Origin of the sequence: Snodgrassella alvi wkB2 (assembly GCF_000600005.1) — a bacterium.
GTDB lineage: Bacteria > Pseudomonadota > Gammaproteobacteria > Burkholderiales > Neisseriaceae > Snodgrassella > Snodgrassella alvi.
The window spans coordinates 499,080-518,940 of the sequence record NZ_CP007446.1 but is presented as its reverse complement, the minus strand read 5'-3'; the positions used below and the strand labels follow the sequence as shown (position 1 = coordinate 518,940).

Below are 19,861 nucleotides of genomic sequence, written 5' to 3'. Positions count from 1 at the left end.
GTGATAAAAAACCGCCGGTTTATCTTTTATTCAGATAAATGGCGGTTGTATGGCAAACAGCTGTGATTTTAATTTGCCAGATCCCCTTTCAGAGCAACACCTGCAACCACTCCGCCGGCATGACACTCATATTCTTTTGTACTAGCCATACTGTTTTTCTTATAATAGCTGACAATATTGGTTACTTTACTGGCATTATGTGCAACGGCCTGTTCCTGTAGCTGTTTTACAGCAGATAGAAATGCCCAACGGCAGGCTTCTTCATCTGTTTTGCCTACACTATTGGTTTTACGGTTGCTAACCAGACCGGCACGCACTACCCGTCCGGAACTCTGAGCAAAATAAACTTTTATTTTCGGATTCAATACCTGTGCAGCTTCCGGTGCATTAATTGCATCCTGAATAGACAAAAGCAATTTATCATCACGTGCATAAGCAGCAGACACACAAGCCAGCAATGCTGCCAGCGTTATTACTTTAGAAAACTTTTTCATTCCTTACTCCTTTTAATTAATGAAGTGTACTACATGATGAATCAAGATTGTCTGATTTTGCTTGCATCATCCGAAGTCTCCGGACAATATAGTAACCTGAAACTGGATCAGGCAGACAAACAGCGTTTACAGAAAAATCCGCATTTAGCTCAGCGTACCGACTGGCAAAGCAGCCGGTTTTTGAAACAGCAACTTTCAGCTTTCTATAAACGGCTTTCTCTAACACATAAGAAAGGTTTTGCCGGTTTAATCGCCTGTTCTTCAATACAGCATATTCCAGGTATTGATATGGAGTATGCACAGGAACGTGATTTTATATCACTGGCAAAGCTCTGCTGTACAGATAACGAACAGAAATGGCTATCTGAACAGCAGAATCTATCTTGCTCTTTCTACCAGTTATGGACGCTTAAAGAAGCATTGATTAAAGTCAGACATGGTCAGTTATCTGATATGCACCAATATAATTTAATACCTGACGGATATGATGGAATTTATATTCCGGCATTGGATAATCCGGTTCAGGCATACAGCTGTATTGTCGATAATTGCTGGCATATCAGTGTAGTCTATCCTGCTGTCTGCTCTGCATCCCCGTTAAATTGTACTTATGGATTTGGTCACTGGCATAACTACAAATTTAACTGGCATCAATGGCCCGTTAGCTCATCCGTTTAAATATCAGAGATGAATTTACCCCTCCGAAAGCAAAATTATTATTCATAACAAACTCTGTATCAATTTTGCGGGCTTTGTTGACAATATAATCCAGCTCACCGCACCGGCTATCAATCTGATTAAGATTCAAAGTTGGTGCAAACCAGCCTTCATTCATCATGTGAATTGAAAACCATGATTCCAGTGCACCGCAGGCGCCAAGAGTATGTCCAAGATAACTTTTTTGCGAACTGATCGGCACATATCCGAATACATCCGCCGTAGCAAGAGTTTCCGCAATATCTCCCTGTTCAGTTGCTGTACCGTGACCATTAATATAACCAACCTCAGCAGGCGGCAGATGCGCATCTTCAAGTGCCATCTGCATACAACGGCGCATTGTCGTACGTTCCGGTCGGGTGATGTGCGAGCCATCACTAGTACAGGCAAATCCCACAACTTCAGCATAAATTCTGGCTCCGCGTGCTTTAGCCATTTCGTACTCTTCCAGTACAAGAATACCTGCACCTTCACCAATAACCAGACCATCACGATCAGCATCATAAGGACTTGGTGATAGCTCCGGATTCTCATTACGCAAGCTTGTTGCATATAACGAATCAAACACGAAAGCTTCAGAAACACATAATTCCTCACCACCTCCGGCTAGCATCATATCAATTTTGCCAGATTTAATTGCTTCATAAGCATAACCAATTGCCTGATTACCTGAAGCACAGGCACTGGATGTAGGAATTACCCTTCCGGTCAGACCAAAGAAAATTGACAGATTAGCAGCCGTAGTATGCGGCATTATACGTACGTAGGTATTGGCATTAAAATTTGCAGAGCTGCCATTAAGAACAAGTTCGCTGATGTCGCGAATATCCTGCGGACTGCCTGTAGACGAACCACATGCTACACCCATCCGCCCGTCCTTAATAGACTCATCTCCGAGCAGTCCTGCATCTGCCAGTGCATTTTCAGCAGCCTGTGTACACATCTGGGCTACTTTTCCCATACTGCGCAGTTGTTTGCGCGTCCAGTGTGCAGGAGGAGAATAGTCTGTCACCGGCGCAGCCAGTCTGGTATTTAAATCCTGATACCGATCCCAGCTTTCCATACGGACTACTTTATTTTTATAAGCCAGCAAACCGCTTTTAACTGTAGACCAGTCATTTCCCAGCGCGCTGACACCGCTCATGCCTGTAATCACAACACGTCTCAACATAAACCTCCGTTTACAGCCAGCACCTGCCGGGTAATGTAAGCAGCCTGCTCTGATACCAGAAAAGCTACTGCATGGGCTACTTCCTCAGCCCGTCCCATACGATTCATAGGTATAGCCTTCAGAATCTCAGCAACAGGTACATGTTCATCAATCATTTCTGTTTCGATCAGCCCGGGCGCTACACAATTAACAGTAATTTTGCGTCTGGCCAGCTCAACTGCCAGTGCCTTGGCTGCCCCAATCATACCGGCTTTGGATGCACTGTAATTTACCTGTCCCCGATTACCTATTATTCCGGAAACAGAAGCAACGCAAACAATACGCCCGGCTTTCCGCCGGCGTATCATAGGCATCATCAGCGGATGCAGTACATTGAAAAAACCATCCAGATTGGTATCCAGCACCTGATCCCAGTCATCGTTACTTAATGCCGGAAAAGCGTTATCACGGGTAATACCAGCATTCAGTACTACACCATAATAAGCACCATGCTGTTCTATATCATTTAGTAAAACTTCCTGACAGGCTTGCCGGTCACTGATATCAAAAGTCAGTATGCGGCTGTGAGAGCCAAATGCCGCTATTTCAGCAGCTACTTTTTCAGCATCAGCACGCCGGCTGCGACAATGCAGCACAATATCCCAGCCAGCCTGAGCCAGCGTCAGTGCGATTGCTCTGCCGATTCCGCGCGCGGAACCGGTAACCAGAATGGTTTTATCATTATTCATCATGTATTAGATCATTTTCAGTAGGACTGTATACATTAAGTGCTGCTTCCGCCAGTAACTGATTCGGATTTCTGGCTTCATCACACAGCCATAACTGGCTGTCAAAAACGCCAAAGCCGTTTGTATCCTGTAAAGAAGCATGAATTTTAATCTGCAAGATAACGGGTACTGGTAATGCTGAAAAATAAAGCTGAAGCTTTCTTGTTCCCAGCAAAAATCCCAGACGTACCGGTTCACCGGCGTCATGGGCTAATGCGCCAGCCCATGCCGCTACGCCCTGAGCCATGATTTCCATTGCTGCCCATGAATGAAGACATTCTCCCGTAACCAGGATCTGATTTGGTTTTACGTATGCATAGGCTGTTAAGCTATGTTCATCATAATTTACGATTTCATCCAGTAACACCATTTTGCCACTATGTGGCAACAGGGAAGCCACATCATAAATCGGGGTTTGCATTATTGCTCCCCATAATCAGTGCGGTATTATTACCACCAAAGGCAAATGAAGTACTTAATGCGATGCGCGGATTATCAGCATTGAATGCTTCCTGAAATTGTGTCAGATGAATGAATGCTAATTCGGGATCAAGATTTGTTTTTGCCCGATGCGGGGGTAATTTACCATCAGGATTAATTTGGCGACTGATTACTGTCCATAAGAAAGCTGCTTCGAGTGCACCTGCTGCTCCAAGTGTATGACCTGTAAGTGCTTTAGTTGAAGCACAGGATACTTCCTCACCCAATTCGTTATGAATAGCCAGCGCTTCCATAGCATCATTCTGAGTAGTGCCAGTACCATGCAGATTAACCCAGCCAATAGCACTGGCCGGCAACTGTGCTTTAAGTAAAGCCTGCTGAATTACTTTTCTGGCTCCTTCTGCATCAGGTCGCGGACTGGACATATGATAGGCATCACTGCTTGAACCATATCCTAATAGAGGCAGACCTCTGGACGGATTCCGGGTCATTACAAATACAGCTGCTGCTTCACCAATATTGATACCATCACGCATGGCGGTAAATGGCTGACATTGCCCGGAAGATAATACCTGTAATGCATGAAAACCATTAATAGTCAGCGCTGAAAGAGTATCTACTCCGCCACAAATTACAGCGTCGCACATACCAGTACGCAATAACCGTGCCGCACTTATGAGTGCTCGTGCTCCTGAAGTACAGGCAGTTGATATACCATAGCGGACATTACGCAACTGATACATCTCAGCCACAAAATCTGCCGGTGAAGACATTAACTGCAAGGTCTGATTATAACCACTGTTTGCCCAGTCCTGCCGCGTAAAACCATACTCAATAGCGGCCCTGTTATCATCACTGCCAGTTGTCGATGTACCGAGTACAACTGCTACCCGATCGGTCCCATATTCAGTAATGGCAGCCTGAATGTCATCTTCAATCTGTAAAAGTGCGTGCCAGAGCAACTGATTATTACGACTACAGAAATCCGGATTCAATCCGGCCGGAAAAGGTCTTAATGCTGTCTGGACTGATCCGAATAAATATGATTTACCGTTTACCCAGAAATCGCTACGGGTAAGATAGCTGTCTGCTTCACCCAGCAAAGCACTTATATGCTCATGCACACCATAGCCGAGAGCACTGACCATAGCAGGACGACTTAGAAAAACCGGTTTATTCATCAGTCACCTCCCGGATTTTCCAATGCTGTTTATGCCATTCTATTTCTGCAGCCATACCATCTGTACCAGAAGAAACTCTTACATCATTCAGTTCAGCAGGTACAGACCAGTGATACTGATGACCAAGATAAACATAGGCAGCAGTAAATAGCTGACGTGCTTTGGGATTAGGAGGTAAAAAACCGTCATTATGCCATTTTCCCTGTTGCAGAATCTGTCTGGATATCGGCGCACCTAAACCATCAACCTGTACAAACCGCCATTGCTGCTCCGACAACGGTTCTATTAACAGCAGACTGTTACTGCCATCTTTATCTGTAACCTGCAAAGTGAGCGTTTGCTTCAATACCGGTAACGAATCAATCACAGGTAAACTTTGACAGGCGCTCAGACAAAATAACATCATCAGCCAAATAACAAAATTCTTTAACATATTTTGGCTTGACCACAAATTTCTGCCAGAACAGCCAGACGACGTTCTGAATTGATAACATAAGGGTTGGTTTCATCCCATGCATAGCCGGCAAGAATAGAGCTTATCATGCGTCTGATTTCAGGATTAATTTTTTCAGCATATATAACATCCTGAAAAGCTGTGCTATACCAGCCATTGACATAAGTCTTAAAGGTGTTAATACCTATCTGTAATTTATCAGCAAAATCCTGCTGCCAGTTTACTGTTTCTCCGGAAAACTGCCGGTGCAACACATCTGTAGCCAGTTTGGCCGAATGCATGGCAATCGTTACGCCGGATGAAAAAACCGGATCAAGAAATTCTGAAGCATTTCCTAATAAAGCAAAGCGTTTTCCATACAGACTTTTAACGTTAGCAGAATAATTGCGTAAGGTCCGGAATGGTACATCGTTGTGCCATTGTGCATTGACCAGAATGCGTTTGAGCATTGGCACTTCACTGACAAATTTTTGTAAAATAGCCTCCGCACCCTCTGCTCCATGATTGTTCAGACATTCCGGCAAGCCGACCACACCAATAGAGGTACGATTGTTACTGAACGGAATAAACCAGAACCACACATCACGTAAATCTGGATGGGTACATATCAGAATTTTGTTACGGTCAAATACCGGATCTGTAACATTATCATCAATATGAGTAAAATAAGCCATGCGTTCAGGCAAGGAAGACGGCTGTTCCAGATCAAGCAATTTTGCTAATACCCGTCCGTATCCGCTGGCATCCAGCACAAATTGCGTCCGAATCTGGTAAGGCACTCCCTGTGTATCCGTTACTGACAGAACAGCAGCATCCTCCTCAAACTCAATTCCGTTAACACTGTGCTCAAAACGAACTTCTACGCCCTGTTTCTGTGCTTCACTAATAAGAATATGATCAAAACGTCCCCGCATTACCTGAAAGGTAGTACCCGGACCCGGTGAAAACTTATCGGTAAAATCTATAGTGGTATAGCGATTACCCCAGCTAAATGCCGCACCATTTTTAAACTGGAAACCATCGGCAACACCTGCATTTACTGCTTCTAGCATTCCGGCCTCTGCAATAAATTCCATGCAATGAGGTAACAGGCTTTCACCAATCACAAACCGGGGAAAAACTTGTTTTTCAAGTACACAAACCCGATAACCTTTTTTATTTAATAAAGCACCGGCAATAGATCCGGACGGACCGGCACCAATTATTACCACATCAAACTGACTCATTACACCTCCCCCTGTTATCGGCTCCAGGCAGCAAGGCCAGAGCCAGTATCAAGCTAAAAAATACCCCAAGAGCAACACTGCGACCAAAACTGGCAATAGCCGGAGTTGCGCTGAAACCAAGAATAGCAAACGAAATCATTGTTGTTGTCGCAGCCAGCAATACACCGGCCAGACGTTCGGCTACTGCCATCTGTTTAACAGAAACATAGATTGCATAATCCATACCTATTGCCGTAACCAGAAACAGACCAAAAATAGCAAATAAAGACAATGGCCAGCCTGCATAAGCAAATACAGCCAGACAGGCTAATGAAGACAGAACAGGTACAGCCAGCATTAAAAGTCCTTTACGCCAGCCAAAAGCATAAGCCAGCAATACGATGGCTACCAGATAAGAAGCTATCTTCAATACAATTGCCTGATTTCGCGTATGTGTAAATAACTGATTTAATGCCTGTAAATTATTGACAAAATAAATACCGTTATTTTTGTCGGCCAGCTTCTGTAAAGCAGTAACCTGACTTACTCCTGACAAACTGACAATAGCCGCAACTTTTCCGTTACTCATTTTGCCCAGATACAAATCCTGCCATGCGGTTCCCAGTTCATTATCAAGACTTTGAGAAATTGTTTGCAAAGGTAGTTTTTGTAAACCAGTCAGATAATCCCGGATACTGTGTTCATCTATGCCCAAATTAACTAAATCACGCCAGTTATCTGTATTGCTTAACAGACGACTTACATCCTGCTGGCGCTGCTTTTGGATGCTAAACGGCATAACCCACTGATCAAGAGACTGAAAACCGGATAATTGTTTTTGTATAACTAAATCCTGTAATGATTTGCCCAGAGTACGACTTTTCAGTAACAATTCATCATCATTATCTGCCTGTAATACAAAATACTGTCCGGACGGCATCGTCTGAGTAAGTAAACCGATTTTTTGTGCCTGTGCCATCCATTGTGGTGACAGATTAGCCCACTGGCGGATATCATCCTGAGTGTTCAGCCTTAATAAGCCTCCGCCCATAAGCAGCAGAATCAGTAATACCGGCCATTTTTTCTGTACCATAATCTGCCTCTTGCGGACAATAAATTTACCGAAAGACAACATGGCACTCAAAGCCTGAGGATAGATATATGCCTGAGTAGTAGAAAAAAATGCAGGTAAGCAAAGTAAGCTGAATAAAAATGCACTAATCAGCGCAGCAGCAGAAAATATCGCCGTCTGCTGCAATATCGGCAAAGGTGTAATCAGTAAAGCCGCATAACCCAGTAAAGTAATAATCAAACTTAATAAAAAGGCTTTAGCTGCAATATGTAAAGCCTGCCAGCGATTCCATTGCTGCTGAATCACGCCACTGGCCAGCCAGTGCAAAGGAAAATCCAGCAATACACCCATCAGACTGGTTCCCACTACCAGAGTGAGAATATGGATATGTCCGAAGAGCATTACGGTAGCTGCCAGACCAAATAAGATACCTACTGCCAGAGGAAGCAACAAATATAAAATACGCAGACTGCGGAAAAGCAACAACAGCAGCAGAAAAGTTAAACCCATACCCAGTATACTCATATACTGGCTTTCCTTCTCTCCGGTGGCTTTATTTTCTGCGGCAAAAATAGCACCACCAGCCATCAGTACCTGCACATCCTGAGATGCCTGAGTATCATGAATTACTTTAAGAAGACCATCTGGTACATTAATCAGTCCGGCTTTTTCCGGTAAACGCGCCCGTAATAAAACCCATGTAGTATCACCATCATCTATATTCAGCCAGCCTGTCTGAAAATTATAATAAACAGGTCCGTCCTGACTGGCCTGATGCATAATGATGTTACCCAATCCGAGCCAGTCCTGGTCAACAGGCAATATGCTACGCTCAGCAAACGGATTAACAAGTGTTTGCGCCTGTCTGGCAAAAGCTTCTTCAGGTTGATTGATAATATTGCGCCAGCTTTGTTCTGAAACAACAGCCAGGCTCAGTCGTTGCATACTGGCCTGCAAAGCGGCAACATCTGGCTCAAGTTTACCTGTAACAGACTGGAATATATGACTATCCTGCCATTTTTGCTGAATCATCTGTGCCGCTTCAACCGCCTTGTCAGGCGATTTACTGCCCACTAAAACCACAATATCACGGTTCATGCGCTGATTCATGCGCATTTTAGCCATTTGCTGTGCCTGTGTATTCTGCCCGTCATCAGGCAACAGGCTGGTTAAATCAGTATCCAGACGATTCTGTTGCAGAAAGCTATAAAATAACGCTCCCGCCACAAAAAATATCAGCAGTAAATAAAGACCAGCCCAGACGCGTTTACGGTAAAACGGCATTTTGCTCAAACCTGTTCAGGGCTGTATTAATTTTCAAAGCGGAAAATGTAATTTCCGTACGATCGCCCTGTACTTCAGACAGTATAATTTTTTTCACCGACTCATCACCCTGAATATCAATTCTGGTGAAAATTTGTTTCATCAATACACTTTTCGGCTGTAATTGTAATTTCCAGTTTTGAGCAGTACCTTGCAACTGCATAGTAAACTGGCTTTGTATGCTATTGGTTTGCCCGGCAAGCAGATCCAGAAAAAGCTTTACCTGATTTTTTTGCGCACTGGCTGATTGTTTGCTGGCAATCCATTTATTATTGGCGTTTAGCTGATCAATACCTGATTTACGCACCCTCATGGTATCTGCAAAAGGTTTTTTCATCTGCCATAATAAGCCGGCTTTTGGTACCAGTACAAACTGTCCCTGTGCAATAATGGGTTTATTGGTACCACGCAAAAAACGCTGCTGCGTGAAATCACCTTTTATATTTTGCGGCCGTTGCAATTGATTTTGTAACTCAGTTAAATCAAAAGCCCATAACAATCCACTAAACAGGCAACACCAGCAAATAAATAAAATTTTTCTCAACATATTAATCTTCCCCTTTCAAACCATTTTGCATGGCACTCCGCACTGCCTGTAACCAGCTTTCCGGCGTCTGAAACTGAGTTTCTCGTGTCCGCATACACACAGCAACCTGCATACTTGATGCCTTGGTAAGCTTTTTGCCGCTGATTATGTCACTAATGACATAATCAAACTTCAAACAGCTTTCATATTCTTTTAATACAACTTCAACGCGGATTTTCTGTCCGAAAACAGCCGGTCGTACATACTTGAGATTAAGTTGCACAATCGGCCAGCCATAACCGTTGGCTTTCATGACATTGTAATCATAGCCTATAGCACTTAAAAAAGCACAGCGTGCTACTTCCAGATATTTGACATAATGTCCGTGCCAGACAATATCCATTGAGTCGACATCAAAGAAAGGTACTTCAATAATCACACTGTGCCGTAACTGCTTATATTGCCCTGTCATCCTGATTCCAAAAATCAAAAAAATTAAACCATTGTCTTGGTGCTTTACAGCAATAAGTACCTAACAATTGAGCATATTGCTGAACATATTGTTTAATACAATGCTCTCTTTTTTGCCGTTTCCAGTTCACATTTGCTGCAAAACGCTGAATATGTAAATGATACTTACCCTGCTGTTTAAAACAGAACAAGGTATTGACTGGTACTTTTAATAATCCGGCTAATAACCATGGTCCCTGTGGCCAGTTTGCTGTCTGCCCAAGAAATGGGATGGCTACAATTTTCTCTCCTCTTACCGGTACACGGTCAGCAGCAATAGCCAGCCACTCACCACGCTGCACTCTTTCATTCAGCTCCATCATTACCTTTGTATCCAGAGATGTCACCTGAATTAAACGAATCCGTGAAGCACCGGCGTCTTTTAAAGCCTTATTAAATTTCACTGCATGGCTGCTATGAATCAGCACATTCAGTATAAGACTTTTATGCTTTTTGACTAATGCACGGCAAATTTCTGTATTACCCAAATGTGAACAGACAAATATCTGTCCCGTAGTACCTGCAACAGGCTGATCAATATACTGAGTAAGATTATCCGGATCATGAATAATCAGATCTTCATATCTGATGCGCCCCTGCCAGACCGCGAAGCGGTCGACTATAGCCTGAGCAAAAGCATAAAACTGCCAGAATACAGATCCTTTTATGGACAGAATCCGGGACAGCTCTGTATGGCTTTTTGCTAATAAATGCTGATAACAGGCAACATTTCGACGTGCCGATGACGCGGTCAGATAAAAATATGCCACTACTATACAAACTATCGGTGACAAAAGCAGTACAGGACAATATTTAACCAGATAACGGGTCAGAAGCAAGGCAAAGCTACTTCCCCGTTCCTGTTGATTAGCCCAGTGGCGAATTGAATTAGCCATGGAGCTTCCTTTTTCTGCGATTTCGTAAAATCTCCGGTAAACTCAATAGCATATTGAAAAATAAGCGTGCATGCATTCTGGAAATCAAAACATTATCCTTCCAGACCCGAAAATGGGAAATACCATCGGAAGCATAAGTAATCGGCGTATCAATCCAAATAAAGACACAGCCCCGCCGATGCAGATACACCAGCAGCTCAGCATCAAAATCCATGTAATTACCGATATTTTTTTCTCTGATCACATCAATGGTAGGAACCAGCGGATAAATACGGAATCCGCACATTCCATCCTGAATATCCATTGATAACGTATTTATTGCCAACCAGAAATTAGTAATTTTACGTCCATAAAGACGTGCTTTTGGTGTATCGTCATTGTAAACCGGTCGCCCGCAAATAACTGCATGAGGCTGTGCTTCAGCGGCAGTTATCAGTTTTTGCGTATCTTCCAGACAATGCTGTGCATCAGCATCCACCTGCAAAATATGTGTATAGCCATGTACAGCAGCATACTTTATGCCATCCTTAACCGCAGCACCTTTGCCACCGTTACAGGCACGATAAATTATTTCAATACCGGGTTGTAATAATTCACGTAATTGCGTACGAATTGTTTCATCAGAACCGTCATCTACAATCAGACAATCTATCCCGTAGCCCAGCATCGACTGAGCCACCTTACCTACTGTATGCAAATGGTTATAATGCGGAATCAATGCCAGCAGTCTCATGATGCATCACTTTCACTATCAGGTATCACTAACCGGCCGGAAGTAATTTTTTTATCCTGCATTGTGCATTGAAAGGAAATTTTTCTGCGGACACAATCACGCTTAAATACCAGTTCAACAACATCTGCCGGCCGGAGAAAATGTTGAAATTTCAGATTTTCCATCTGTAACGGTGCCTGAACCAGCCATGAACATTGTTGTAGCAGCTCTATTATCCATTTAATCTGAATAACGCCCGGTACCAGATGAAATACATCGAAATGACCTTTGAAATACTCCAGATCCAAAGGTACCTGAATCCGTAACCAGTATTCATCTGCAGAAATCATTTTCTGATCCAGAACAACAGGGTTGATAACTGGCTGTAAAATGGCCTGTTGCACATCCTCCGGATTCAGTTTACTTTGTAAATTGCGCGGTAACACTGTTGTAAACCGCCAATGGCGCGGCAAGGCAATTTTTTCCTGACTTTTAGCCAGATAGTTTTTTAACTGATGAATAATAACTTTGCGTCCCTGCTTGCACCATTCACGAACGCCGGCATCGGTCAAAGCCACCCATGCAGCAAGATGAGTACCCTCAGGATGCTTTAGAATATGAATATCAGCAACCCATTCATGCTGCATAAGCTGATTTTCCAGTTGCATAAGGGAAATACGTTTATCTGCCAGTTTGATAATCCGGTCTATCCTGCCTAACAAATCAAAACCATTCTCATGCTCCACCACTGCATCAGCCAGTAATTGCTCGGTAGTACAGCGCTGCGACTGAACAGACAAACCATTCTGACTAACGCTATAACTAATATCAGGAAAAAACTGCCAGTATGGCTGTTTGATTCGACTGGCTACTGCGCCAGTTTCAGTACTGCCATAAATTTCAATTACTTCAGAACAGATATGTTCAAGCAAAAAATCTTTATTGGTTTGTGCCAGTATTCCGCCGGCAGAAATAACAGCACTCACATGCCCTTTAGCCAGAGAGATATCATGAGTCTGCCGGAATGTATGCAGTAAAGTCGGGCTGCTGATCCAGATCACTTTTTTAAAAGCCTGACTAGTTACCAGCAATAACTCCGGAAAAATAAGGCGTTGGCGATAAAGCGGCAATCCCAGATACATGCTGAGCATAATAAGAAAGCTCAGCCCATACATATGCTGTACACTGACACTGCCCAGCACAACCGGCCGGTCTTTGATAACTGAATCCGGTAATACCGCTGCCAGAATTTGTGCTTCAAGACACAATACGTTCCAGTCTTTTTTAATCAGTTTGGCTTTACCGGTAGAACCTGATGTTTGCAAAAATACCGCGATATTATTTATCGGCCTTCTGTCAGATTCAGTGTAGCCCTGTGAATTCCATGCAGATGCCGGTAATGAAGGAATATTCAGTTTATTATCAATTTCATCAGACAGATAAATATCTACAGTCTGCTCCAGCCACTGAGCATTTTCATCAGAAAGATTAGCTGGCAGATAAACATCTGTACCGGCCTGCACACATGCCAGTAAAGCGATAGCAAAATGAGCATTATCATCAAAATACAGACCGGCACGTTTGACAGAATGATCAGATAAATACTGGCTTAACGCCGCTATTTGTGCCATGGACTGCTGCCAGCTCAGGCTGCTCTGACCAGTAGTAAATAAAGCCTGACTTCGGGCCCGCTCTGCCCAGAATTGCTCTGACGTCATCATATTTATATTTTTAATATTAACCGCCGATACAGAAACTCTCCGCCAAACAGTATTCCCATCAGCAGATAAGAAATCAGCCCTGTATATACAGTCCATGCGTGCCAGTATTCACCGGTAATCAAACCAGCGGTAATTATGATATTCACACAAAAAAAACCGCACCATATCTGAGTAATACGTCTGGTATAGCGCACACCTGAAGCAGGCAGATCAGGACGCTGTAAGCGGGCAAGACGCTCAATTAAGGACTGCCGGCTATACAGACTTGCACCAAATACCAGCAAAAGCAGCGCACTTACCATTACCGGATACCAGTACATGGCTTTAGCTGAATGCAGCCATGCTAAAACGATAAACAGTAACATTACTGCACATGACAACAGCTTTTGTAATGGCTGACGGTTAAATAATGCCCGTAACAGCCAGATCAGCGCCATCAATACTGCAACCGGAATAACACCGGTGTATTTTTGACCAAAATACCAGATAAACGGATAAAGGATACTGACCAGAACGAGTACAGTATTAATTACCGGATATAATTTAGGCATTCTCGGCCTGTTTGGCCTTGTTCATGACTGCCTGAATTACATCAGCTACCGTACGCACATTGCGAAAATCCTCTGCCTGTAATTTGTGTCCAGTCTGGCGCTTGATATAATCAATCAGATCAATAGCATCGATACTGTCAATTTCTAAATCTGCAAATAAATCTGCTTCCGGTTTGATTCGCTCTGGAGCAATTTCAAACAGATTTTCCAGTGCATTTGCCAGAATGGCATAAATTTCCTGTTCAGTCATACACAGGTTTCCCTTTTAAAATAAAAACAGGTTATCTTTAACGTTTGCTTTGGATGTAATTTGCTAGTGTATTAACACTAAAAAAATACTCGCGCAGCTGGCTGCTGTCATTTTCCATTTGCAAACCAAATTTTTTCTGAATGGCCAGACCTAACTCCAGAGCATCTACTGAATCCAGTCCTAGACCATCATCCCCGAATAAGGCCATATCATCACCTATATCATCTGTTGTGATATCTTCCAGCCCTAAACTGTCAATAATTAATTCTTTAATCTGAATAACTAAATCGCTCATTTACTACTTTCTTCTACTGCATTCCTGCTGGAAATATTCCTGCAACTGCTGGTTAAGTTGTCTTGCCGCAATTGGCAAAGGTTTGTGTTGTAACCACTGCTGTGGATCGATATCATCACCAACATAAAAATCATAATGAATTTTCTGTTTTGGTACCTGATACCAGGGTTGGTATTTTTTCAGCGCCGGCGGATTCATGACAATCACGACCGGGGTAATTACGCTGGCACTGCGTAATCCGATAGACACAGCACCACGATTAAAACAAATTTTATTATCCCATCCGGTACGTGTGCCTTCAGGAAAAATCAGCATACTCTGCCCGCTGCGCAGTATTGCATCCGCATCCTCAATAACCTGTAAAGATTCATCATTCGGTAAAAATCCACAGGCAAGTATCGAGCTTTTCATTACCGGATTACGCAACAAATCCTTCTTAACAATACAGTTGAGCACCGGCACCTTGGCCAGCATAAACACAACATCCAGTAATGAAGGATGATTCACCAGAATCAGTTGCCCGGGGCGACCCAAACGTTCAAAACCATGATAGCGGACAGCAATAACTCCTGTGATACTCAGATAACGGATAAATGCCGCCCAGACAGATGCAACCAGCCGTCGCGCTTTTATCTGGCTATCTGCATTTTTTCTTACAGCAGGTAAGGTATAAGGCCACAGAATTATTTTAAACAGCAGCCCGAATACACCAAAAATTACAAAACCCATTGCTGTTGCACACCAGCGCCACAGCCAGTTACACCAATCTGTTAACCAATTTGCCACCGCCAGATACCTTGCTCTGCAGATTGATGACGCACGGGTTGCGCTGTAATCTGCTGTGTAATCCATTCCAGTGCACTACTGTAATAATTCAGTTCACCAGATAATAATTCGTTGCCAGTATCTGCTGTTGAATAAGTCAGGCTTACCTGTTCACCTCTGGTAATAATTAACCCCAGTGCCAGCGGAAACGGAGCACGTACAGCGGCTACGTTATATTCCTCAGCCAGAGGTTCTTCTACTACAACTACCAAAACCTGTGATGCCCCCTCTTCCAGCAGACCTACAGCCTCAGTAACTCCGATTTCCAAACCATTGTATCTGGCAGTCAGCGCAATACTTTCGCTCATATCACCCCGCATCAGCGACCATTGTCCGATAATGGCATTATGTACTGATAAGGCAAACGAAGTGGGTGATAACTCTTCTTGCTGTATCAGGCTTTTCCACAATTGAAAACTGCGGTTGATCTCACCATCATGAGAAACAAAAACTACCGGACAGGAAGCATCCTCTTGCAGCAGCGGCCATGACGCAGCAAACATCAAACGAGCAGCAGAGCCTAAGCGACGTCTTTTCATTGCCGGCAAAAAAGATAAATCCACATCTTTAGCCGGTAAATCACCTATATTTCTGCGCTGAGCAACCCATTTTTGCCAGTCTTCCGGCGTATGATGAAAAGGACTAACAGCATGCCAGTCAGATATCGAAAACTTCATATATCTGTTGAAAATCTTATAAACTTGACATTATATGTAAATATATAACAATAAACAATAAAATATTTTTGTTTATTGTTAATGTCATTTGAATCTATTTAATTTCGATATATCTGGCAAAATCTAAAGTATTTGATTATGCAATATTAAAGACCCTAAATAATTAATAGTTAATGATTAAAAACATTAAGAGTAAAAGGTTAAAAGTAATTTTAAATTTAAATTAAGTGTTAATTATTATTTAGATTTTAAATTAATGTATTTGCAGATATTAGTGTATACCTATCAGCATATAAAAGCCGCGCTCCTCTGTTAAAGCGCTTATTTATGTAAATTTCAATGTCATATCCGCAAAGCAATGCACATCTAATCTTACTGATTACTTCGATAATAGTTTGCTAGTTAGTCTTTATTACTTATTGTTACCGTACCATAGACCATGAATATTTTCGTTGTGTCTGCCGAACCGGTATAGCAGCCTTCACCACCGCTGAGGTAACACGCAAGTGCAGCAAATCCCCATGCATCTTCCATAGAAATCTCAAGTTTGCGAGTGGTGAGTGCTTCCAGATGATATTCTGTACCAAAATCTCGTACTTTTTGTGCAGCTACACTGAGCGATTCACTGACTGACGGATGATCCCATCCCCATAACCAGGTATTGTCTTCAGTATTGTATGTACCAACTATTTGTACTGGGGCAGTTACCATCAGTTTTTTTTCATGACTGACAAAAGTAATCGTACCGGTATCAAGGTCTGCACTCCATTCAGCGGTATCAAGACCCCAAGTATCTATTGCTATCTGCGTGCGTAATTGTATCTCGTTATTTGCGCGTGCAATGGTAAGCTCTGGCTCGGAAAGCTCTGTTGTATGCTGATCAGTATTTTTTTCTTTGCTGCCAAAAAGTTTTTTTAAGAAATTACCCATGTTTTATCCCCTGTTTATAATACTGGTTAAGAAAAAATTATTTTATATATTTATTGATTGTTATAACTACTTGAATTATATCACGATAATTATTAAATTCTAAATCAGTTTTTTATAGTTAACTAAACAAAGTATATACTTACAATATTATTAAGCATTTATTATCAGATATTTACCACTTTATTAGCATGCATGACCGGATTAAATTTTTCGCCAGAAGCATCTACGATTTATTTTTTAAGTTGATTATTTTCTATAAAACATTGATGCTCTGGCTAAAAAATGAATTCAATTTGTAAGCAATTTAATCCATTGCGGTTTTATTCGAGCCAGATTGCACTGAGCATACGGCCGGTTTTCCCGTCTCGACGATAAGAAAAATAACGCTCACGCTGCAATACGGTACATTCCGTTCCACCATATACCTGATGCACACCGGCATCTGCGAGAGCCAGCCGTGCCAGAGCATAAATATCAGCCAGATAGTGCTCGTTACCAATATCCGTAAATGCAGTCTGTGCCTTTGGCTGTTTCAGACAAAACACCTCCCATACATCAGCGCCGACTTCAAAAGCTTCCGGCCCGATTGCAGGACCAAGGTAAGCTAATATTTCCAGAGGGTTAACCTGCATAGCCTCTACAGTATTCTGCAATACTCCGTCTGCCAGTCCGCGCCAGCCGGCATGTGCAGCAGCAACTACAGTTCCGGCACGGTCACACAATAATACCGGCAAACAATCGGCTGTCATAATCGCACAGGCTACCGATTCGCCGCGGTGACAAAAGCTTGCATCAGCATTGGCCGGTGTACCTGACTGCAATGCAGTTAACGCAGACACAGCATTAATAACATCTGCGCTGTGCACCTGATTCAGATAAGCCAGAGGTTTTGCTACCTGTTGTTGTACTAATGCACGATTATGCTGCACGGCATCTGCGTTATCACCGACATGTGCTCCGACATTCAAGGAATTGAACGGTGGCTGGCTCACACCGCCCTGACGTGTTGTAAACAGGGTATGCACACTGGCTGGTGCCGGCCATTGTGCATTAAAAAAGACATTTTTATTCTGATTCAGACCGAGTGCCTGATTCATGTCCCATTGATTCATTCCTCTGTCCTATTCGCGTACATAAATAACATCCACATCATAATCATCGTCGTCCCAGTCATCATCTTCTGCTGCTTCCGCACTCAGCCGCTGCTGCCATTGATCTTCTGTTTTAATGGAAGAGTCCATGCCAGCCTGTAAACGCAGTACAGACAGTAAATGATAAATATCAGCCGGTAACGGAGCTTCAAATTGCATATTCTCCTGAGTTTGCGGATGAATAAAACTCAGCCGGTAGGCATGCAGTGCCTGACGTGCCAGCATTTTAATAGCGTCTCTGACTTCTGTTGTGGCGTGATGGCGCGGATTACCATAAAGAGCATCTCCGGCAAGCGGATGTCCGGCAGCTCTCATATGCACGCGAATCTGATGAGTACGGCCGGTTTCCAGCTGACATTCGATATAGCTGAAATCGGCATAACGTTCGAGTACTTTAACATGCGTAATGGCCTCTTTGCCGCCAAAAGGGACAACAGCCATACGGGTACGATTATGCGGATCACGTCCGATCAGTGTTTCAATTTTACCATCAAACGGCACTACCCCGTCAGCAACAGCACGATAGGTACGTTTGACTGTCCGTGCCTGTAACTGACGAACCAGATGAGTTTGTGCGACTATGGTTTTGGCGACAACCATTAATCCGCTGGTATCTTTATCCAGACGGTGCACGATACCGGCTCGTGGTACTTGTGTCAGTACCGGGCAATACGCGAGCAGACCATTGAGTAATGTGCCCTGCCAGTTTCCTGCTGCAGGATGTACAACCAACCCGGCCGGTTTATTCAGTACCAGTACACTATCATCTTCATATATAATATCCAGTGACATAGCCTGCGGTATGAAAGCCAGCTGACTTTCATCCTGCTGGATGGCTGCCTGTATGGCTTCGCCGCCTATCAGTTTATACTTGGGCGGGACTACGCTGCCATTGACTGTGACATGGCCGTCTTTTATCCACGCAGTCAGCCGGCTGCGGGAAAATTCTGGCGCTAGTTTTGCCAGTGCGGCATCCAGACGCAGGCCGGCCAGTTCATTAGGTACTGTCCAATTTTTATAACTTTGTGTACTATCATCTGCCGTAAATGGCAAATCATCGTTATAATCGTCATCATTCTCTAACAAAGAAGTGTCTTTCATGAAAAATTTGTTTTTGGCGGTGGCCTTAGGCCTGTTACTGAGTGCCTGTGCCAGCACAAGTACGGTAGATAAAGATTCCCAGATTACCCAGGACTGGTCAGTTCAGCGTCTGTACAATGAAGCACATGATGAGCTGATGCACCGTAATTATACTCATGCAGAGAAATTATACGAAATTCTGCAGGCACGTTTTCCTTATGGTTCTTATGCCGAACAGGCTCAGCTGGATACGGCTTATGCTTATTATAAGGATGATGAGAACGATAAGGCACTGGCAGCTATTGAACAGTTCCAGCGTCTTTATCCGCAACATCCGAATATGGATTATGCGCTATATTTGAAAGCGCTGATTCAGCTCAATGAAGACAAATCATTTGTCAGCAAACTGGCAAAACAGGACTGGTCTGACCGCGATCCTAAAGCAAACCGTGAAGCTTATGCTACTTTTGCTCTGCTCGTACAGTATTTTCCACAGAGCAAATATGCTGACGACGCCCGTGCCAAAATGCAGAAACTGCTGGATGCACTGGGTGGTAATGAACTCTCCGTGGCACGCTATTATATGAAGCGCGGTGCGTGGCTTGCTGCGGTAGGACGGGCACAGACTGTCATTTCTCAATTTCAGAATACGCCAAATGTTGAAGAAGCTCTGGCAATCATGGTTTCAGCATATGCAAATCTGGGCGAGCAGAAACTCAGTGATGATACCAAACGTGTACTGGCACAGAATTTCCCGAACAGCCCGTATTTACAGAAACCATGGCAGGATCACAATACCATTCCATGGTGGCGTTACTGGAAGTAATTACGGCTGATATTCCGGTACTCAGTCTCAGATAAGCTACACTTCTTAATCAGACCAATTCGCAGGTATTGGTCTGATTTTTTGTA

At 43.3% G+C, this 19,861-nt stretch carries 23 protein-coding genes; 2 read left to right on the top strand and 21 right to left on the bottom strand.

Annotated features, from left to right (window positions below):
- Positions 1-68: 68 nt before the first annotated feature.
- Complete coding sequence (locus tag SALWKB2_RS02265) at positions 69-494, bottom strand: hypothetical protein (protein WP_025330071.1); 426 nt, start codon at positions 492-494, stop codon at positions 69-71.
- Between the two features lie 33 nt (positions 495-527).
- On the opposite strand from SALWKB2_RS02265, the gene SALWKB2_RS02260 reads away from it, so the two are divergent.
- The gene (locus SALWKB2_RS02260) at positions 528-1,172 is read left to right on the top strand and encodes a 4'-phosphopantetheinyl transferase family protein (protein WP_025330070.1); all 645 of its coding nucleotides are present in this window, start codon (positions 528-530) and stop codon (positions 1,170-1,172) included.
- Here SALWKB2_RS02260 and SALWKB2_RS02255 read toward each other — a convergent pair.
- The 20 genes from SALWKB2_RS02255 to rluD form a co-directional block, all read right to left on the bottom strand.
- Complete coding sequence (locus SALWKB2_RS02255) at positions 1,156-2,382, bottom strand: beta-ketoacyl-ACP synthase (protein WP_025330069.1); 1,227 nt, start codon at positions 2,380-2,382, stop codon at positions 1,156-1,158. The two genes, SALWKB2_RS02260 and SALWKB2_RS02255, sit on opposite strands and share 17 nt — an antisense overlap.
- Positions 2,376-3,110 carry a 3-oxoacyl-ACP reductase FabG gene (gene fabG / locus SALWKB2_RS02250; protein WP_025330068.1) on the bottom strand — a complete coding sequence of 245 codons (735 nt, stop codon included), beginning with the start codon at positions 3,108-3,110 and terminating at the stop codon, positions 2,376-2,378. Before fabG ends, SALWKB2_RS02255 begins: the two co-directional genes overlap by 7 nt.
- Positions 3,103-3,570 carry an ApeP family dehydratase gene (locus SALWKB2_RS02245; protein ID WP_025330067.1) on the bottom strand — a complete coding sequence of 156 codons (468 nt, stop codon included), beginning with the start codon at positions 3,568-3,570 and terminating at the stop codon, positions 3,103-3,105. The genes fabG and SALWKB2_RS02245 overlap by 8 nt, the downstream gene beginning before the upstream one ends.
- The gene (locus SALWKB2_RS02240) at positions 3,551-4,771 is read right to left on the bottom strand and encodes a beta-ketoacyl-ACP synthase (protein ID WP_025330066.1); all 1,221 of its coding nucleotides are present in this window, start codon (positions 4,769-4,771) and stop codon (positions 3,551-3,553) included. The genes SALWKB2_RS02245 and SALWKB2_RS02240 overlap by 20 nt, the downstream gene beginning before the upstream one ends.
- Positions 4,764-5,204, bottom strand: a complete 441-nt coding sequence (locus SALWKB2_RS02235; RefSeq protein WP_025330065.1) for a hypothetical protein — start codon at positions 5,202-5,204, stop codon at positions 4,764-4,766. Before SALWKB2_RS02235 ends, SALWKB2_RS02240 begins: the two co-directional genes overlap by 8 nt.
- Positions 5,198-6,451 carry an NAD(P)/FAD-dependent oxidoreductase gene (locus SALWKB2_RS02230; RefSeq protein ID WP_025330064.1) on the bottom strand — a complete coding sequence of 418 codons (1,254 nt, stop codon included), beginning with the start codon at positions 6,449-6,451 and terminating at the stop codon, positions 5,198-5,200. The genes SALWKB2_RS02235 and SALWKB2_RS02230 overlap by 7 nt, the downstream gene beginning before the upstream one ends.
- Positions 6,438-8,786, bottom strand: a complete 2,349-nt coding sequence (locus SALWKB2_RS02225) for an MMPL family transporter (RefSeq protein WP_025330063.1) — start codon at positions 8,784-8,786, stop codon at positions 6,438-6,440. Before SALWKB2_RS02225 ends, SALWKB2_RS02230 begins: the two co-directional genes overlap by 14 nt.
- The gene (locus SALWKB2_RS02220) at positions 8,770-9,372 is read right to left on the bottom strand and encodes a LolA family protein (RefSeq protein WP_051506370.1); all 603 of its coding nucleotides are present in this window, start codon (positions 9,370-9,372) and stop codon (positions 8,770-8,772) included. Before SALWKB2_RS02220 ends, SALWKB2_RS02225 begins: the two co-directional genes overlap by 17 nt.
- A 1-nt stretch (position 9,373) precedes the next feature.
- Positions 9,374-9,823, bottom strand: a complete 450-nt coding sequence (locus SALWKB2_RS02215) for an acyl-CoA thioesterase (protein WP_025330061.1) — start codon at positions 9,821-9,823, stop codon at positions 9,374-9,376.
- Positions 9,807-10,757 carry an LpxL/LpxP family acyltransferase gene (locus SALWKB2_RS02210; RefSeq protein WP_025330060.1) on the bottom strand — a complete coding sequence of 317 codons (951 nt, stop codon included), beginning with the start codon at positions 10,755-10,757 and terminating at the stop codon, positions 9,807-9,809. The genes SALWKB2_RS02215 and SALWKB2_RS02210 overlap by 17 nt, the downstream gene beginning before the upstream one ends.
- Complete coding sequence (locus SALWKB2_RS02205) at positions 10,750-11,490, bottom strand: glycosyltransferase family 2 protein (protein ID WP_025330059.1); 741 nt, start codon at positions 11,488-11,490, stop codon at positions 10,750-10,752. The genes SALWKB2_RS02210 and SALWKB2_RS02205 overlap by 8 nt, the downstream gene beginning before the upstream one ends.
- The gene (locus tag SALWKB2_RS02200; RefSeq protein ID WP_038648653.1) at positions 11,487-13,190 is read right to left on the bottom strand and encodes an AMP-binding protein; all 1,704 of its coding nucleotides are present in this window, start codon (positions 13,188-13,190) and stop codon (positions 11,487-11,489) included. Before SALWKB2_RS02200 ends, SALWKB2_RS02205 begins: the two co-directional genes overlap by 4 nt.
- Before the next feature lie 2 nt (positions 13,191-13,192).
- Positions 13,193-13,741 (bottom strand): COG4648 family protein, encoded by a 549-nt coding sequence (locus tag SALWKB2_RS02195; protein ID WP_025330057.1) that lies wholly within the window; start codon positions 13,739-13,741, stop codon positions 13,193-13,195.
- Entirely contained in the window at positions 13,734-13,991 is a 258-nt protein-coding gene (locus tag SALWKB2_RS02190; RefSeq protein WP_025330056.1) for an acyl carrier protein, read from the bottom strand. The genes SALWKB2_RS02195 and SALWKB2_RS02190 overlap by 8 nt, the downstream gene beginning before the upstream one ends.
- A gap of 37 nt (positions 13,992-14,028) precedes the next feature.
- A complete protein-coding gene (locus SALWKB2_RS02185) occupies positions 14,029-14,286 on the bottom strand; it encodes a phosphopantetheine-binding protein (RefSeq protein WP_025330055.1) in 258 nt (85 codons plus the stop codon).
- A gap of 3 nt (positions 14,287-14,289) precedes the next feature.
- Positions 14,290-15,015 carry a lysophospholipid acyltransferase family protein gene (locus tag SALWKB2_RS02180; protein ID WP_051506541.1) on the bottom strand — a complete coding sequence of 242 codons (726 nt, stop codon included), beginning with the start codon at positions 15,013-15,015 and terminating at the stop codon, positions 14,290-14,292.
- 41 nt (positions 15,016-15,056) lie between these two features.
- Positions 15,057-15,788: a beta-ketoacyl synthase chain length factor gene (locus tag SALWKB2_RS02175; RefSeq protein ID WP_025330053.1), complete on the bottom strand. Its 732-nt coding sequence runs from the start codon at positions 15,786-15,788 to the stop codon at positions 15,057-15,059.
- Positions 15,789-16,190: 402 nt separating this feature from the next.
- On the bottom strand, positions 16,191-16,718 hold the full coding sequence (locus SALWKB2_RS02170) for a DUF6882 domain-containing protein (RefSeq protein WP_025330052.1): 528 nt from the start codon (positions 16,716-16,718) through the stop codon (positions 16,191-16,193).
- Positions 16,719-17,038: 320 nt separating this feature from the next.
- Positions 17,039-17,830 (bottom strand): peptidoglycan editing factor PgeF, encoded by a 792-nt coding sequence (pgeF, locus tag SALWKB2_RS02165; protein WP_025330051.1) that lies wholly within the window; start codon positions 17,828-17,830, stop codon positions 17,039-17,041.
- Positions 17,831-17,839: 9 nt separating this feature from the next.
- A complete protein-coding gene (rluD, locus tag SALWKB2_RS02160; protein WP_025330050.1) occupies positions 17,840-18,970 on the bottom strand; it encodes a 23S rRNA pseudouridine(1911/1915/1917) synthase RluD in 1,131 nt (376 codons plus the stop codon).
- Here rluD and SALWKB2_RS02155 point away from each other — a divergent pair.
- Entirely contained in the window at positions 18,969-19,775 is an 807-nt protein-coding gene (locus tag SALWKB2_RS02155; RefSeq protein WP_038648650.1) for an outer membrane protein assembly factor BamD, read from the top strand. The two genes, rluD and SALWKB2_RS02155, sit on opposite strands and share 2 nt — an antisense overlap.
- Positions 19,776-19,861 lie beyond the last annotated feature (86 nt).